This is a genomic window from Pseudomonas sp. 22072 (assembly GCF_052046095.1).
In the GTDB taxonomy this organism is placed as follows: Bacteria; Pseudomonadota; Gammaproteobacteria; order Pseudomonadales; family Pseudomonadaceae; genus Aquipseudomonas; species Aquipseudomonas paracarnis.
On sequence record NZ_JBQEQE010000019.1, the window covers coordinates 53,713 to 71,406 of the forward strand.

General features: G+C 59.7%; 11 protein-coding genes. 9 read left to right on the forward strand and 2 right to left on the reverse strand.

Annotated features, from left to right (window positions below; genetic code table 11):
• Positions 1 to 102: 102 nt before the first annotated feature.
• The 5 genes from ACTJLA_RS19285 to ACTJLA_RS19305 all read left to right on the forward strand — a co-directional run bounded on the left by ACTJLA_RS19285 (position 103) and on the right by ACTJLA_RS19305 (position 7,808).
• Positions 103 to 999 carry a LysR substrate-binding domain-containing protein gene (locus ACTJLA_RS19285; protein WP_054921908.1) on the forward strand — a complete coding sequence of 299 codons (897 nt, stop codon included), beginning with the start codon at positions 103 to 105 and terminating at the stop codon, positions 997 to 999.
• A 217-nt stretch (positions 1,000 to 1,216) separates the two neighbouring features.
• Positions 1,217 to 2,458 (forward strand): multidrug efflux RND transporter periplasmic adaptor subunit MexE, encoded by a 1,242-nt coding sequence (gene mexE / locus ACTJLA_RS19290; protein WP_034127407.1) that lies wholly within the window; start codon positions 1,217 to 1,219, stop codon positions 2,456 to 2,458.
• Positions 2,459 to 2,473: 15 nt separating this feature from the next.
• A complete protein-coding gene (locus tag ACTJLA_RS19295; RefSeq protein ID WP_034127367.1) occupies positions 2,474 to 5,653 on the forward strand; it encodes an efflux RND transporter permease subunit in 3,180 nt (1,059 codons plus the stop codon).
• Positions 5,650 to 7,065, forward strand: coding sequence for an efflux transporter outer membrane subunit (locus tag ACTJLA_RS19300; RefSeq protein ID WP_054921910.1), 1,416 nt, complete (start codon positions 5,650 to 5,652; stop codon positions 7,063 to 7,065). The genes ACTJLA_RS19295 and ACTJLA_RS19300 overlap by 4 nt, the downstream gene beginning before the upstream one ends.
• Positions 7,066 to 7,283: 218 nt before the next feature.
• Positions 7,284 to 7,808, forward strand: coding sequence for a hypothetical protein (locus ACTJLA_RS19305; protein ID WP_259284213.1), 525 nt, complete (start codon positions 7,284 to 7,286; stop codon positions 7,806 to 7,808).
• A 770-nt stretch (positions 7,809 to 8,578) separates the two neighbouring features.
• Here ACTJLA_RS19305 and ACTJLA_RS19310 read toward each other — a convergent pair.
• A complete protein-coding gene (locus tag ACTJLA_RS19310; protein WP_440841905.1) occupies positions 8,579 to 11,980 on the reverse strand; it encodes a hypothetical protein in 3,402 nt (1,133 codons plus the stop codon).
• 303 nt (positions 11,981 to 12,283) lie between these two features.
• Positions 12,284 to 13,297 (reverse strand): AraC family transcriptional regulator, encoded by a 1,014-nt coding sequence (locus tag ACTJLA_RS19315; RefSeq protein WP_054895923.1) that lies wholly within the window; start codon positions 13,295 to 13,297, stop codon positions 12,284 to 12,286.
• A 168-nt stretch (positions 13,298 to 13,465) separates the two neighbouring features.
• Between ACTJLA_RS19315 and efeU the strand changes: the two genes are divergently transcribed.
• The 4 genes from efeU to efeO (ACTJLA_RS19335) are packed head-to-tail and all read left to right on the forward strand — an operon-like array spanning position 13,466 to position 17,684.
• A complete protein-coding gene (efeU, locus tag ACTJLA_RS19320; RefSeq protein ID WP_236281528.1) occupies positions 13,466 to 14,311 on the forward strand; it encodes an iron uptake transporter permease EfeU in 846 nt (281 codons plus the stop codon).
• Between the two features lie 10 nt (positions 14,312 to 14,321).
• On the forward strand, positions 14,322 to 15,524 hold the full coding sequence (efeO, locus tag ACTJLA_RS19325) for an iron uptake system protein EfeO (RefSeq protein ID WP_236452713.1): 1,203 nt from the start codon (positions 14,322 to 14,324) through the stop codon (positions 15,522 to 15,524).
• A 14-nt stretch (positions 15,525 to 15,538) separates the two neighbouring features.
• Positions 15,539 to 16,843, forward strand: coding sequence for an iron uptake transporter deferrochelatase/peroxidase subunit (efeB, locus tag ACTJLA_RS19330; protein WP_440841908.1), 1,305 nt, complete (start codon positions 15,539 to 15,541; stop codon positions 16,841 to 16,843).
• Between the two features lie 25 nt (positions 16,844 to 16,868).
• On the forward strand, positions 16,869 to 17,684 hold the full coding sequence (gene efeO, locus ACTJLA_RS19335; RefSeq protein WP_259284208.1) for an iron uptake system protein EfeO: 816 nt from the start codon (positions 16,869 to 16,871) through the stop codon (positions 17,682 to 17,684).
• Positions 17,685 to 17,694 lie beyond the last annotated feature (10 nt).

Here is a 17,694-nt window from a genome sequence, read left to right on the forward strand (position 1 = left end):
TGGTGCCCTCGGTGACTGCGTCGATTTGAACGGAGTGTACATGGCTGTCGATACTGGCTAAGTTGAATTAATCCTGGCCATCTCAAAAATGGAACACTGCCCATGTTCGACCTCAACGAGCTCTTTCTTTACGCCAAGGTGGTCGAGCACGGCGGCTTTGCGGCGGCGGGCCGTGCGCTGAACCTGCCCAAATCGACCTTGAGCCGCAGAGTCAGCCAGCTTGAAGCCAGGCTGGGGGCGCGGCTGATACAGCGTTCGACGCGCCAGTTCCAGGTCACCGATATCGGCCAGGCCTATTACCGCCATTGCGTGGCGATGATTGCCGAAGCCGAGTCGGCCGAAGATGTGATTGCCTTCAACAAATCAGAGCCGCGGGGCGTGATCCGCTTGAGTTGCACCACTGCGCTGCTCAACTACTGGGTGGCGCCGATGCTCGCCCAATTCATGGCGCAATGCGCCAGCGTCGAACTGAACGTGAAAAGCTTCAACCGCAAGGTCGACATCATCAGCGAAGGCTATGACATGGCCTTGAACCTGTGTTTCCCGCCGCTGGAAAGCAGTGAGCTGGTCATGAAGGTACTGGCTAAAAGTCCTCAGGTACTGGTGGCGAGCGCGACTTTTCTGCAGGACGCTCCCCTGCCCTCGCTACCGGCTGACCTTGCCGGGCTGGCGACGATCCATTGGGGCAACCCGTTGCTTGCGTACCTGTGGGACCTGACCGCGCCGGACGGCGCGACGGCCCAGGTCGCGCACACGCCACGCCTGGTCAGTGATGATATGTCGACCCTGAAAAACGCAGCACTGGCGGGCGTGGGCATCGCCAACCTGCCTCAGGTGGTCGTGAAAGACGAACTGGCCGATGGCCGTTTGATTGCCGTATTGCCTGAATGGCAACCCGCTGAAGGCGTGATCACCGCCGTGTTCCCCTCCAGGCGTGGGCTGATGCCGTCGGTGCGGTCCTTGATCGACTTTCTGGGTGATGCGTTTGAGGCGCCGTGATGCTCCCACGGATTGCTGGGAAAGTTCCTTGCACCCTCAGCAACAGTCTTTTGTCATCAATCACATTGATAGCTCCCTAACAAAACCCCCATGCTAGAGGGCTGACTCCGCGCTTATATCATTCCGAATGATAGTTACCTTTGCTTCATTCGATTCGTGACATAGCACCTCCCCGCGCATGATCCGCCCATCTCAAATACATTGGCGGATGCACCTCATGGAACAGTCACTCAAACATTTGCGCTTCCCTCTGGCGATATTGGCCGTGGTGGTGATGAGCGCGTGCGGCAAGACCCAGGAACAGGCGGCCGCCATGCCTCCTGCCAAGGTCAGCGTGGCCAAGGTGCTGGAACAACCGGTCAACGAGTGGGACGAGTTCACCGGGCGCCTTGAAGCGCCGGAAACCGTGCAGATTCGTCCGCGGGTGTCCGGGCAGATTGACCAAGTGGCGTTCACCGAAGGCGCGCTGGTGAAGAAAGGCGACCTGCTGTTCCAGATCGACCCTCGCCCATTCCAGGCCGAAGTGCGCCGCCTCGAGGCCCAGCTTGCGCAAACCAAAGCCGCCGCCACCCGCAGCGAAAACGAAGCACAACGCGGCGAACGCCTGCGCCAGAGCAATGCGATCTCCGCCGAACTGGCCGACTCGCGCACCACCGCCGCCCAGGAAGCCCGTGCCGCGATGGCCGGGATCCAGGCGCAGTTGGACCTGGCCAAGCTGAACCTGAGCTTCACCCGCGTGACCTCGCCTATCAGTGGCCGCGTGAGCCGTGCCGAAATCACCGCCGGCAACCTGGTGACCGCCGATACCACTGCGCTCACCAGCGTGGTCTCCACCGACAAGGTCTACGCCTACTTCGATGCTGATGAGCGCGTGTTCCTCAAGTACACCGAACTGGCCCGCGAAGGCCGGCGTGGTGCAACCACCCCTGTGTACCTGGGCCTGTCCAACGAAACCGGCAACCCACACCTGGGCCAGATGAACTTCGTCGACAACCAGGTCAACCCGGCCACTGGCACCATCCGTGGCCGTGCGGTGTTCGACAACAGCAAGGGCGAATACACCCCCGGCCTGTATGCGCGCTTGAAGCTGGTCGGCAGCGGCACCTATTCGGCAGTGTTGATCAATGACGAAGCCGTCGGCACCGACCTGGGCAAGAAATTCGTACTGGTGATGGACGGCGACAAGCCGGCTTATCGCGCGGTGGAACTGGGGCCGAAAATCGAAGGTTTGCGCATCGTGCGCAGCGGCCTGACCAAGGACGACACCGTGATCGTCAAGGGCCTGCAGCGTGTACGCCCAGGCTCGCCGGTCGCACCGGAAACCATCCCGATGGCCAGCAAGGAAACCCTCGCCGCCTTGGCCCAACAACGACAAGCGCTTGAAGCCAGCAACCTGGAGCAAGTGGCGCCGGAAAAACCCGCGCCCAAGCTCGCAAGCGTCGCGACTCCACGCGGTTAAGGGATACGACTCAAGATGAATTTTTCCAAGTTCTTCATTTCACGGCCGATCTTCGCAGCGGTGCTGTCGCTGTTGATCCTGATCGCCGGCGCAATCTCGCTGTTCCAACTGCCGATCAGCGAATACCCGGAAGTGGTGCCGCCGACCGTGGTAGTGCGCGCCAACTTCCCGGGTGCCAACCCCAAAGTCATCGGTGAAACCGTGGCCGCGCCGTTGGAGCAAGCCATCACTGGTGTCGAGAACATGCTGTACATGTCCTCGCAGTCCACCGCTGACGGCAAGCTGACCCTGACCATCACCTTCGCCCTAGGCACCGACCTGGACAATGCGCAGGTGCAGGTGCAAAACCGTGTGACGCGCACGCAGCCCAAGCTGCCGGAGGAAGTGACGCGCATCGGCATTACCGTGGACAAGGCCTCCCCCGACCTGACCATGGTGGTGCACTTGACCTCCCCGGATCAGCGTTATGACATGTTGTACCTGTCCAACTACGCGATCCTCAATATCAAGGATGAACTGGCCCGCCTGGGCGGCGTCGGTGACGTGCAGTTGTTCGGCATGGGCGACTACTCCCTGCGCGTGTGGCTGGACCCGAACAAAACCGCTTCGCGCAACCTGACCGCCACCGATGTGGTCACGGCGATCCGCGAGCAGAACCGCCAGGTGGCAGCCGGTGCCCTGGGCGCCCAACCCGCGCCGAGTGACACCAGCTTCCAGTTGTCGGTCAATACCCAGGGCCGTCTGGTCACTGAAGAAGAGTTCGAGAACATCGTGATTCGCGCCGGCGCCAACGGTGAAATCACGCGCCTCAAGGACATCGCCAGGGTCGAACTGGGCTCCAGCCAATACGCGCTGCGCTCGTTGATCGATAACCAGCCGGCCGTTGCGATTCCGATTTTCCAGCGTCCCGGCTCCAATGCCATCGACATCTCCAACGATGTGCGCAGCAAGATGGCCGAGCTGAAAAAGAGCTTCCCGGCGGGCATGGATTATCGCATTGCCTATGACCCGACCATCTTTGTACGCGGCTCCATCGAAGCGGTGGTGCATACCCTGTTTGAAGCACTGATCCTCGTGGTGCTGGTGGTGATTCTGTTCCTGCAGACCTGGCGCGCCTCGATCATTCCATTGGTGGCGGTGCCGGTATCCTTGATCGGTACCTTTGCGGTGATGCACCTGTTCGGGTTCTCACTCAACGCCCTGTCATTGTTCGGCCTGGTGCTGGCCATCGGTATCGTGGTGGACGACGCCATCGTGGTGGTGGAGAACGTCGAGCGTAATATCGAACTGGGCCTGGAGCCGTTCCCGGCGACCGAAAAAGCCATGAGCGAGGTTACCGGCCCGATCATCGCCACGGCGCTGGTGCTGTGTGCGGTGTTTATCCCGGCCGCCTTCATCAGTGGCTTGACGGGGCAGTTCTACAAACAGTTCGCTTTGACCATTGCGATCTCGACGGTGATCTCGGCGTTCAACTCGTTGACGCTGTCCCCTGCCCTGGCCGCCGTGTTGCTGCGCGGTCACGACGCACCCAAAGATCGTTTCTCCAAGTTCCTCGACAAGGTCTTCGGTGGCTGGCTGTTCCGTCCCTTCAACCGCTTTTTCGAAAAGGCCAGCCATGGCTATGTAGGCACCGTGCGCCGTGTGATTCGCGGCAGCGGCATTGCCTTGTTCGTCTACGCGGGTTTGATGGTGCTGACGTTCTTCGGCTTTGCCCACACACCGACGGGTTTCGTACCGGCGCAGGACAAGCAATACCTGGTGGCCTTCGCCCAACTGCCCGACGCGGCGAGCCTGGACCGCACCGAAAACGTGATGAAGCGCATGTCGGAGATCGCCCTTAAACAACCCGGCGTGGAAGCCGCAATTGCCTTCCCGGGCCTGTCGATCAACGGGTTCACCAACAGTCCGAACAGCGGCATCGTGTTCGTGACCTTGAAGCCCTTTGATGAGCGCAAAGACCCAAGCATGTCTGCCGGTGCGATTGCCGGTGCACTGAACGGCCAATACGCCAATATCGAAGAAGCCTACATGGCGATCTTCCCGCCGCCGCCGGTACAAGGCCTGGGCACCATCGGCGGGTTCCGCCTGCAGATCGAAGACCGTGGCAACCTCGGCTACGACGAGCTGTATAAAGAAGTGCAGAACGTGATCGCCAAGAGCCACGGCGTGCCTGAACTGTTCGGCCTGTTCACCAGCTACACAGTGAACGTGCCGCAAGTCGACGCCGCCATCGACCGCGAAAAGGCCAAGACCCACGGCGTGGCGATCAGCGACATCTTCGACACGTTGCAGGTCTACCTGGGTTCGCTGTATGCCAACGACTTCAACCGCTTTGGGCGTACCTACCAGGTCAACGTGCAGGCCGAGCAACAGTTCCGTCAGGACTCCGACCAGATCGGCCAACTGAAAGTGCGTAACAACAAAGGCGAGATGATCCCGCTGGCGACCTTTATCAAGGTCAGCGACACCTCGGGCCCGGACCGCGTGATGCACTACAACGGCTTCATCACCGCAGAAATCAACGGCAACGCCGCGCCGGGCTACAGCTCCGGCCAGGCCCAGGCCGCGATTGAAAAACTGCTCAAAGATGAACTGCCCAACGGCATGACCTACGAGTGGACCGACCTGACCTATCAGCAAATCCTCTCGGGCAATACCGCGCTGTTCGTGTTCCCGCTCTGTGTGCTGCTGGCGTTCCTGGTACTGGCCGCCCAATACGAAAGCTGGAGCCTGCCGCTGGCGGTGATCCTGATCGTACCTATGACGCTGCTGTCGGCCATTACCGGGGTAATCATCTCGGGCGGCGACAACAACATCTTCACCCAGATCGGCCTGATCGTACTGGTGGGCCTGGCGTGCAAGAACGCGATTCTGATCGTCGAATTTGCCAAGGATAAACAGCAGGAAGGCCTCGATCCGCTCGCCGCGGTACTGGAAGCCTGCCGCCTGCGTCTGCGGCCGATCCTGATGACCTCGTTCGCGTTCATCATGGGTGTGGTGCCGTTGGTGCTCTCCAGCGGTGCCGGCGCCGAGATGCGCCATGCCATGGGCGTGGCGGTGTTCTCCGGGATGATCGGTGTGACCTTCTTCGGTCTGTTGCTGACACCAGTGTTCTACGTACTGATCCGCCGCTATGTCGAACGCAGTGAAGCGCGCAAAGCGGCCAAGGCCTTGAAGCTGGAGACACAGCAATGAGTGTGAAAGTATTCCTGCCGAGCCTGTTGGTGCTGGCGCTCGCCGCCTGTGCCGTAGGCCCGGACTACAAGACCCAGCCACTGGAGGCGGCCAATATCACGGCCGCCGCCGACACCAAGAGCTACGACCACGCCAAATACGAAGGCATCTGGTGGCAGCAGTTCGACGACCCGACCCTCAACCAACTGGTGACCCAGTCCCTGAGCGGCAACCGCGACCTGCGCGTGGCCTTCGCCCGTCTGCGGGCGGCACGGGCCATCCGTGATGATGCGGCCAACGACATCATGCCGGTGGTCACCTCCCGCGCCAGCAGCGATGTGGGCAAGGGCCAGATTCCCGGCCAGACCACCAAACGCGTCAACAGCGAGCGCTACGACCTGGGCCTGGACATGGCCTGGGAAGTGGATTTGTTCGGACGTATCCGCCGCAACCTGGAAGCCAGTGACGCCGACCAGCAGGTGGCCGAAGCCGACCTGTACCAGCTGCAAGTCACCATGATTGCCGAGCTGGTGGATGCCTACGGCCAACTGCGCGGTGCGCAACTGCGCGAACGTATTGCCCTGGACAACCTGAAGAACCAGCAGGAGTCGCGTGCCATCACCGTCAGCCTGCGGGATGCCGGCGTCGGTGATCAGCTCGACGTGGAACGTGCCGATGCGCGCCTGGCGGCGGTGGAAGCCAGCGTGCCGCAGCTGCAGGCCGAACAAGTGCGCGAACGCAACCGCATCGCCACCCTCCTCGGCCAGCGCCCCGACAAGCTGAGCGTGGACCTGAGCCCGAAAGACTTGCCAGCGATTGCCAAGGCGTTGCCGATTGGCGACCCAGGGCAACTGCTGCAACGGCGCCCGGACATCCTCAGCGCCGAACGCAAACTGGCCGCCGCCACCGCACGTATCGGCGTGGCCAAGGCCGACCTGTTCCCACGGGTGAGCCTCAGCGGTTTCCTCGGCTTCACCGCCGGGCGCGGTTCGCAGATCGGCTCGGCCGCCGCGAATGCCTGGTCTCTAGGGCCGAGCATCACTTGGGCCGCGTTTGACCTGGGCAGCGTACGCGCGCGTTTGCGTGGCGCGAATGCCGAAGCCGATGGCGCACTGGCGACCTATGAACAGCAAGTGTTGCTGGCATTGGAAGAGTCTGAAAACGCCTTCAGCGACTACGGCAAGCGCCAGCAACGTTTGGTCTCGCTGATCCGCCAAAGCGAATCCAGCCGCGCCGCCGCCGACCTTGCGGCGATCCGCTACCGCGAAGGCACCGTGGACTTCCTGGTCCTGCTCGACGCCCAGCGCGAACGCCTGGCCGCCGAAGACGCCCAGGCCCAGGCCGAAGTCGACCTGTATCGCGGCATCGTCGCAATCTACAAGGCCCTTGGGGGTGGTTGGCAGCCGGATACAGTGGTGGCTAGCAGCAAGTGATGTAAAGAGCTCCTTTGGTTGGTCGCATCCAGCCAATTTTTAGCCCTGCGATCCATTCGGTCGCGGGGCTTTTTTTTAGCCTGGCATTAGCGGATCAATCAATTTGGCCTACGTGTAATACTTATCTGAAAGAAGTTTCCCAAATATTCAAACAGGTTAAATATCTTTCGCAAGGGGTCGATAGCAGGGTGAACCTTTCATCCTATAAGGAGACGAGCATGGATATGAGAGTGGTAACGCCCAATGCGCCTTCTAAGCAGGCAGATGCTTTTGTCATCAAAAACCCAGAGAAAACGACGAACACGTTTACTTTTACTGAAGAGTCCAAAGCCGTTGATGAGCTGCGAGTGTGGCAGCAAACGCATCTTGCTGACCTGAAGCAGTTTTTAAAGGGCTATGACCTGACATCTATCAGCACTGACGAGCTAAAAGTAGTCGGAAGGCGGTTGTACGAGAGCAATATCATTGATGCAAATGCTTTCGGCATATTCACATTTGGAGATGGTGCATTTGATGCCAACGGAAAACAAACAAACACACAGGTAAAATTCAACGCAATCGCCCTATTCAACGAAAAGCTGGATGATTACCTTGACTTTGTTAAAAGCAACCCAAGCGTGGGGCGCTCGCAAGGCATTCCTGAATACATAAAAGGGATGGTGGATGCTAATCGCGCTATTAATGCGTTGGCGTACTTCTCGAACTCTTCGAAAAATGATCTGTCAGTCGAAGAGCATGCTTGATCCCGACGCAGAAACCCAAATCGAAGTGTGCCAGAACCTCTGGCACACCCTATTTATCTATGGGTCAGCGGCCGTATCTAACGGTACCCGAATAGGACTTTGATTCCCCATCCGGGTTGTGAAGCCTCACTCGATAGGTACCTAAGGTTCCTACCCAGGAAGTATTGGCTGAAAGCGCGTTACCGGCGACGGCTTTCCAGGAACTGCCGACCTCTTGATCAATATAAATCTGAGGACTTCTCCCTGCACCGCCAGCGGAAACCATGGCATTTATATTTGCGCCGGAGCAACCGTTCGCACCAGTTATCGTGAAGGGACCATGGGCGACACTATCACCTCCAGGCCCGATTATCCCGGTGAAGCTCTCTGAAATATTCAAGCAAAGCGCAGACACCTGAACAGACACCACCATCAACGCACTAAAGGGTAACGCAATTAAACGCTTCATAAGTTCACCATCACATTATGGATTGAAAACTTAACGCATGAAGGTCATCACACCACGTGCTCATTCAGCTATAGCAACGCCCTCACAGTTAAGTACTGTGACCCCTCTACCCAAAAGCCTCTGTAGCGGCCGCGTAGGATCACCATTAAAACTGTGCACGATTTTTTGCTTCGGATATGCCAGCCACTTCCTAAAAACAATAAGGCAGGGTCTGTCATACTCAAGCGAAGGGCGCTGTCAGTTATTTCCTGATCCCGCCTGTAACGCCACTTTCAAGCAAGTCAGGTGCCGTCCTGGCGGCCCATTCTAAAAAGAACCTTTTTTAAAATACCAAGTGCTCTTGCACATAGGCCTTGAACGCCTGGTCACGTGCCGGCTGATGCGTGAGCGGGCGCTCGGGAAGCACTGTACCGGGAGGCTGCTGCATTAATCGGTAAACTCCGATCAGCTTCCTGGAGCCCTGGTCCATCGCGTAGATCAACCCTGGCGCGGGGGCGCGCGCAGAGCGTTTGCTGACGATTCTTATGGGTACCTGATCGGTGATCGGTAATTCCCCAAAAGCCGCCTGCGCGGCTTCAATTATCGCGCGGTTCTGCTTGAACAAGTTGGGGTCTGTCTTGAGCTGAGACAGCAGGGCAACACTGGTCATCGTGGACTCCGCGTTGAGATTGCCGGCGCGGGAGCCATACATGTTGACGCCCGTCTTGCCCACAAGGACTGGTGCATCTTCACCTGGCAGGACCAACACTGCAGGGTCGGTATGCCCGTTGGCCAGGTTGAGCAAACCTGCCGCATTTTCTTCATCTGTTCTCAACCGCGTGAGGTAGGCGAGATCAAGCGTACCTCGGCTCACAGGGCCTGGCAGGTGGTCCAATTCATGAATCAACGCGTTGCTCATAGCGCCTTCGTGGGAGCCGAAATGCTGGTAATAGCGCTTGGCACCATCGATGTTGACCTCCATGAATTTCCCCGTCTTATCGACCTTGAAATCTTCCGGGATGACCTGCGCCACCCATCGTTGGTCCCGGGAGCGCATGAACTTTATGTTTCTGGTGGTCAGCGCTTGAGCGTTGGTCTTGAGCCGTGTAAGGCGAGAGGTCATCAGTTTTCGTGCGTGATCAGGTCTAATGCCCTGGAAGCTCTTGAGCACAAAGTCCACGTCTTCAGTCAGCGCAGGGTCTGCTAGCGCTTTAAGTGCATCGTCCACCTTGGACACCATCAGCGGCTGCGAACGCTCGATGAGTTCCTTGACCTCCGCGCGTGTGGCTCTCGGCCCTGGCTTGACCTTGCCTTCGTTCGGTTGCGTCTCCACCGGGCGCTCTTCCTGCGGCTTTTCTGTGCTTTTTAGCGAGTCGCGGCGCATTTGCCGAACGCGCCCGACCCGTTGTTCTTCGAGTTGCGCTTTCCAAGCGGCGCGCACCACGCTCTGGGACTTCTCTCCAAGCCGATACAGGCGGCTTCCTACCCACTTGGCGGCTTTGAGCAGAGGTTCAGAGAGGCCGGCGAATGGATTGAGCAAACCGTTGGTGACTGTCCCCACCGCCCGGGTAGCCGCCGCCAGCCTGGAAAAGCCGGTTTGCGCCTTATCGAACGCTGCAGCCCCCTCCGCTGCACCTCCTGCGACGACAGTAATGGCTACCGCAACGTCGGTGGCGCACCCTGTCAACGCTCTCAGATCTTTTTTGACGTGCCCGGAGACAATGTCGTCGTAGCAAGCCTTGAAGGGAATCAATGTATTTACAAGTGTTTTACTGACCCGTTTGACCCGATCCTGGAAACGCTCCGAGGCCGTTTGCCCCATTGCGGTAGTGAGGAGTTGTTCGGGATCCAGCACCAGATTGCGTTGGGCTACGTAGTCAGCAATCGCATTGGCCCGCTCCGAAAAAAAACCAAGCGGTGCCAGCGTTTGTGAAGATGTCGCCGCCGGCAGTGTTTCGCGCAATGCCCTGATCTGCACCTCGGATGCCCCCGCCCGTGGACCGTCCACGTGGGACTTCATACGGGTCACCCACAACCGCGGGACGATTGCCTCGCCTTTGTCCAGCATCGCCTTGAAGTCGTGCCGTTCGACATAGGTCCCGCTCATGGGAAAAAACTCATAACACTTGGCATCTTTGCCCTGCCCGACGCCGATCAGGAAGCCATAGCGCCCCCTCACCGCCTGGAGTTGCTCATCGGCATCTGTTATGGAAGTACCTGCGCCATTAATGGACTCGGCCTCGACTCGATAGAAGGTCAGTTCCTGAGTGGCCAGTGCCTGCCGGTCCGCGTAGGGCATTTTGCTGAGAATGTCTTTCAGGCCCGTGGAGACGGCCTTTTGAAAACGCTCGGTATCACCCTTGACAGCCTCGGCAAGGGACTGCCCGGAATGTTTCAACCTCGTGAAGTGCACCCGCAGGGAAGCCAGCCTGGGGTCATATTCATCTTTGAACAACGTGGCGCCAGTCATATCCACAAGCCTGGTCGAGGCAAATTCACCGTACTTGAGATTGCCGCTCATGTGCAGGTCAACCAGGCTTTCCTTAAAGCCGAGACTGCGCTGCAACCAGGGTAACCCGGGCACCATATTAGACAGCAACTGGGGAAACCGGTACGCCACGGTATGCATCGGTTCGTTCAGATCGTGCCCGGGAAGCACGCGTTCGAGGTCAGCCTGCGCTCGCGCTCGCCGGTCTTTTATCGGGGTGCTCAGTGTTACAAGGGCCTGATGAGAGCTCTCGATATAGTCGTTGTATTTTGTCGCCGCGACTTGCAGGTCTTGGGTGGTGTACTGATCGTCCGCTCGCCGAGCGATGACCCCGTGCATGGTTGCCCAATCAAGCAGCGGTTCTGTTTCGATGGCATGAAACAACACCACTTGCTCCGGCGTCTGGGCCTGGAGGATGGCGCGCTCCAGCACCTGGTCATAGGTGAGGGTGCGGCTGGAGCCCTCTGCTGACTCCTCCAGCAACGCGACAGTTTTCCTGAGTACCACCCAGGCAGGAGAGCCGATGCGCAACGTATCCGGCGTGTCTGGCAGCACAAACTCTGGAGCGACACTGGCCAGCATGATATGCACAGTGGCATCCACCGCCTCGGGCCGCACGCGCCCATTGCGCACCAGATGCGCCTTCAAGTCGCCCTTGACTTCTGCCAGGGTACGCCCGGCGTTAGCCGGTGAGTACAGGTCATAACCTGCGATATGGTTTCTACGCTGCCCCAGCTCGGGGTCAATGCTCAACATCAGGGCAGTCAGCAGCAATTGGTTGCGCTGGTCGTTTGAAAACCCGGCAGGATCACGCCCAATCGCAGCCAGCAATGTGTTCTGCCGATAGCGATTGAGCGGTGCATGGCTACTCAGATGCCGAGTGATCTGATCATCCATGTTTTGCGTGGTCACGTTCATGCTGGTGAGGATGCCGTCGCCGACATAGGTTCTTAACGCCTCGACCAAGCGTTGGCGTTCGTCAAGGCTCAGGCTTGGGTGGCCTGGCTCGGGTGCCTGCGCAGATGCCCAGGTGTAGTTGCCCAAGGCAGGGCTCGATGGTAGCCCAAGACGCTGCCAATTGATCAGGTTACGCACCTGCGCGGCCGTTCGCGGCAGGTTTTCACCACTCAGCCCTGGAAAACATTGTTGCAGAAACGCCAGCGCGGTGGTGTCTTTGTCGACGGCGCCAGGACGGGGTGCCAGGTTAAACCGCAGGTTCGCCAGGTCGACGAAGGCATAGTCAGCCTTATCGAGCACACTGCGCTCCAACACGGTCAACCAGGCTTGCCGGTCAATCGCGTCCGCCTCGCCTTGAGTGAATCTGTGTTGCGCGGGATCCGACCCGGCAACCCACGATGACGAGACCTCAGGGGGGGTAACAAAAGGTGGGGGACCGAAACGCGCTGAAGAGAGAAGAGGTATTGCTGCAGGAACTTTTGATAACACGTCCATGACCCAGCGTTCAATAAGGGTTTCCAGACTGAGAGAAGGTCTGCGCTGGCTCCATAGGAAAAAGACGAGGCGCAAGCCAGACCTTTCGCTACGCTAATTGCCGCCGATTCAACTCGCGTCGCGCAGAATCAGGCTGCGCAAGTGCCCCGGATTGGACCCGGACCACTTGCGGAACGCCTTGTAGAACGAACTGGTATCGGCAAACCCCAACCGCGACGCAATCTCGGCAAAACTGATCTGCGGTTCAGCCAGCCACACAATCGCCAGCTCCTTGCGTACACCGTCTTTGAGGCCCTGATAAGTCTGCCCCTCCTCTGCCAGGCGGCGGCGCAGTGTGGAAGCGGAAATGCACAAGCTGGCCGCAAGGCCCTCGGTTTCAGGCCAGGTATGGGGCGGCATCTGGCGCAGGTCGTGCTTGATGCGGGTGGCGAGACTTTCGGGATCGCGGTATTTGACCAGGATGTTGGCCGGCGCACGGGCAAGGAAGCGCTTGAGTTCTTCCGGACTGCGCTTGATCGGCAGGTCGAGACAATCGGCTGAAAAAATCATGCGTGTGCGTGGTCGGTCAAAGCGCAGGTTGTCAGAAAACATCACCCGGTAATCGTCACAGAAGTCCGGCTGCGCGCAACGCAGTTCAATGGCGAGGATCGGGATGCGCCGCCCCGCCAGCCAGCAGGCGACGCCGTGGACGATCATCCAATAGGTGAAATAGGTAAAAGCGCGTTTTGGCTCATCAGGTTCGAGCAGGACAATCTCCGCCAGACTCTGCTGGCGAACCAGTTGGGCCGGAAGATGCTCAAGCATCAACGAGAGAAACCCCAAGCCGGTTTCCAGGCCGGCCGCCAGGCTGGGTTGCGCCATGGAGGCGCGACACAGGAACGCCAGGCTACCGGACTTGAGTGTGCGTGGGTCCATGCCAAAAAACTCATCGTCCCTGCGCCGCGCCAGCAAGCGCCACAGACGCGCATAGGCCGTGGCCGCCACGCGAGCGTCGGGCTGCTCAAGCAACGCCGGGTCAATCCCGACTTTGCTCAATGCCTCAACGGTGGCCGCTCCCGGCGCGCAACTGTGCAACAGCGCTTCGCGCACAAGGTGGATGGAGATAGTGTCTTTTTCCGACATGGGGCGTTGAACTGTCCGGCTGCAGTCTGGGTGGTCTGCATCATAAAGGCGGTTGCGCTTCGCCACCACCGTTCAGCCCACGTTCAGCAAAGGTCAATATTTCTTGTTTAGCAATGAGTATCATTATGTTACAACTTAGCTCCCTAACTAGTTGTGCCCGGGTGCCCGATGCTCGTTCCTTTTTTAATCATGCTGCGCGAAGGCATTGAAGCGGCATTAATCGTTGGCATTATCGCCAGTTACCTGCAACAGACCGGGCGTGGCCAGTGGATGCCTGCAGTGTGGATCGGCGTGTTCCTGGCGGCAGCGCTGGCGCTGCTGGTGGGCGGCGGCCTGGAGTTGGTCAGTGCGGAATTCCCGCAAAAGCAGCAGGAATTGTTTGAAGGTGTCGTCGGTCTGGTGGCCGTGGGCATCCTCAGTTCCATGGTGTTCTGGATGCGCAAAGTGGCGCGCTCGATTAAACACTCGCTGCATGAATCCCTTGATCATGCGCTGGCCGGCTCCAGGCATCAGGTGTTCGCCTTGATCGCCATGGTGTTCTTCGCCGTGGCCCGCGAAGGGCTGGAGACGGTGTTCTTCCTGTTGGCCGTGTTCCAGCAAAGCGAAGGTCCGGGCGCTCCGGTGGGCGCCCTGCTTGGCCTGGCGCTGGCCATTGTTGTGGGTTTGCTGATTTATTCCGGCAGCATGCGCCTGAACCTCAGTGCGTTTTTCCGCTGGACCGGCCTGTTCATCCTGGTGGTCGCGGCCGGCATTCTCGCCAATTCGGTGCAAGCCCTGCATGAAGCCGGCGTGTGGAATCACTGGCAGACCGTGCTATTCGACTTCAGCGCTGCGTTGCCCATGGACAGCCCGCTCGGTTCGGTACTGGCCGGTATGTTCGGTTACCAGGAGGTGCCGACCGTGAGCACCCTGGGCGCCTATCTGATTTACCTGGTGGTGGCCCTGGTGATGTTCTTCCTGCCCGCGGCCCCTACCCAGCCCGTTGCCAATACCTCTTCCGTTTCCAGCCAGTAAGGACCGTCTCTTGTCCAACCCAACCCCTCAATCGGCCCCGCCGTCCCGCGCCCTGCGCTGGGGCGTGGCCGGCTCGGTGGTGGTGATGATCGCCGCCGGAGGCCTGTTCTACTACGCCTCGCAATTGGCCGCCGGCAAGCGCCAGACCAACCACAATGAAATCGCGGTGACCATCCACGGCCACGCCTGCGAACCCAACGCCCTGACGGTACCAGCAGGACATGCCAGCTTTCGCATCATCAACCGCTCCGACCGCGCGGTGGAGTGGGAAATCCTCGACGGCGTGCTGGTGGTCGAAGAGCGGGAAAACATCGCCCCAGGCCTGAGCCAAGTGATCAACGCCAACCTGCTGCCCGGCGACTACGCCATTACCTGTGGCCTGCTGAGCAACCCTCGCGGCACCTTGCATGTCACGCCCACGGCAGAGTCTGACGCCCAGGCCAAGGCCAAGCCGTCGATGGTGGCCTTTATCGGCCCGTTGTCGGAGTTTCGCGTGTACCTGAGCAGCCAAGGCGGTGCGCTGGTCAAGGCCGTAACGGTCCTGCAACAGGCCATCGCCGCCGGCGACCTGGCCCAGGCCCAGGCGCTGTATGTACCGGCGCGCGAGGCGTATCAGCGCCTGGCGCCGGCGTCTCAGCGTCTGGCCGAATTGGATAACGCGATCAATGCCCGCGCCGATTATTTTGAACAGCGCGAGCAGGACCCCGCCTTCAGCGGCTTCCACCGCCTCGAATACAGCCTGTTCCAGCAACACAGCCTTGATGGCCTCGCGCCGGTCGCCCAACGCCTGGTTACCGACGTCACCACGCTCAAGCAGCAATTACTGGCCCAGTCCCTGCCCCCGGAGCAACTGGTGAGCATCGTGGTCCGCAACCTCAACAGCCTGGCGGACGTGCGGGCGGCGAGCGGTGAAGAGGAACGCTACAGCCACATCGACTTGAACGGCTTTGCCGCCAATCAGCAGGTCGCGCACAAGGTGGTCGACCTGATGCGCCCGTTGCTGGTCAAGTCCGCCGCCGACCTGTTGCCCGCTATCGACAGCGCGCTCAACGCCTTCGACAGCGAACTCGACGGGCTCAAGGTGAATGACCGCTACCCCAGCTACGACAAGGTTACAGCCGATCAGCGCAAGCAGATCGGCGACAAGGCCAAGGCACTGGCCGTTGCACTCGATGGAATCGACCCCGCCCTTGGCCTTTCCGGCCTGCAGTGAAGACGACCGCATACATGAGTGATACAGAACAGTTTGACCTCCAACGTCGCCGCGTCCTGTTGGGCATGGCGGCCACCGGCGCTGCGATTGCCGGCAGCAGCCTGACCTGCCCGGCGATGGCGGCAGCGGCTGAGCAAGTCACCACCGCACCGCGCAGTGACAAGACACAGGACCACCAGGCGTTTTTCGGCAAGCACCAAAGCGGCATCGTCACCCCGCGCCCGGCCTGCGGCATGGTCGTGGCGTTCGATGTACTGGCCAGCGACCGCCAAGACCTGGAACGTCTGTTCCGCACCCTCAACGAGCGCATCGCATTCCTGATGACCGGCGGCACCGTGCCCCAGGTCGACCCGAAATTGCCGCCCACCGATTCCGGCATCCTTGGCCCTGTGGTCACACCGGATAACCTGACCATTACAGTATCGGTCGGTGAGTCGTTGTTCGACGAACGCTTCGGCCTTGCCGCCGCCAAGCCCAAGCGCCTGAGTCGCATGGTCGGCTTTCCCAACGATGCACTGGAACCGGCGCAGTGTCACGGCGACCTGAGCCTGCAGTTCAGCTCCAACACGCCCGACACCAATATCCACGCGCTGCGCGACATCGTCAAAAACCTGCCCGACCTGCTGCTGGTGCGCTGGAAGCAAGAAGGCAGCGTGCCGCCCCAGGCACCGGCCAAGCCCGGCGAACCGGCACAGAGTGCGCGCAACTTCCTGGGCTTTCGCGATGGCTCGGCCAACCCCAACTCCAACGATGACAAGGCCATGGACCAGATCGTCTGGGTACAGCCCACCAGCGACGAGCCGGCCTGGGCCGCCCATGGCAGTTACCAGGCCGTGCGCATCATCCGTAACTTTGTCGAGCGCTGGGATCGCACCCCGCTGCAAGAACAGGAAAGCATCATCGGCCGTATCAAACCCACGGGCGCGCCCATGGACGGCCAGCACGAAACCCAGGTCCCGGACTACCGCAAGGACCCGCAAGGCAAGTTGACCAAGCTTGATGCTCACATCCGCCTGGCCAACCCGCGCACCCCGCAGACCCAGGCCAACCTGATCCTGCGGCGGCCGTTCAACTACTCCAACGGCGTCAACAAAAACGGTCAACTGGACATGGGCTTGTTGTTCATCTGCTACCAGGCTGACCTGGAGAAAGGCTTTATCAGCGTGCAAACCCGGCTCAACGGCGAACCGCTGGAGGAGTACCTCAAGCCAGTGGGTGGCGGGTATTTCTTTACCTTGCCGGGTGTCACCGGGCCCAAGGATTTCATCGGACGCACGCTGCTCGCCGCAACGCACCCTCACTCCCCTGCCAAGACCTAAAACACCCCACAGCGGAATGCATCCCATGAAGAAGTCGTCTATCGCGTTGTTGTTACTCAGCCTTTCGCCACTGGCAAGCTTCGCCGCTACTGCGCCGTTGGACCTGGTGGGCCCGGTGTCGGATTACAAAATCTACGTCACCGAAGAAATCGCTGAGCTGGTCACCCAGACCCAGGCGTTTACTGACGCCATCAATAAAGGCGACCTGGCCACCGCCAAGAAGCTCTACGCGCCGACTCGCGTGCACTATGAGTCCATCGAGCCGATCGCCGAGCTGTTCAGCGACCTCGACGCGTCCATCGACTCACGCGTCGACGATCACGAGAAAGGCGTCAAGGCCGAAGACTTCACCGGTTTCCACCGCATCGAGTACAGCCTGTTCTCCGAGAACACCACCCAGGGTCTCGCCGCCCTGGCCGATAAACTCAACAAGGACGTGCTGGACCTGAAAATCCGGGTTGACGGCCTGACCTTCCCGCCTGAAAAAGTCGTCGGCGGCGCCGCAGCGCTGCTTGAGGAAGTCGCCGCCACCAAGATTTCCGGTGAGGAAGACCGTTACAGCCATACCGACCTGTACGACTTCCAAGGCAACATCGACGGTGCAAAGAAAATCGTCGACCTGTTCCGTGGCCAGATCGACCACCAAGACAAGGCATTTTTGGCCAAGGTCGATAAAAACTTCGCCGCCGTGGACAAGATCCTGGCCAAATACAAGACCTCGGATGGCGGCTTCGAGACCTACGACAAAGTCAAGGAAAACGACCGTAAGGCTTTAGTGGGCCCGGTCAATACACTGGCGGAAGATTTGTCCACTTTGCGTGGGAAGTTGGGACTCAACTGATCGAAAGCGC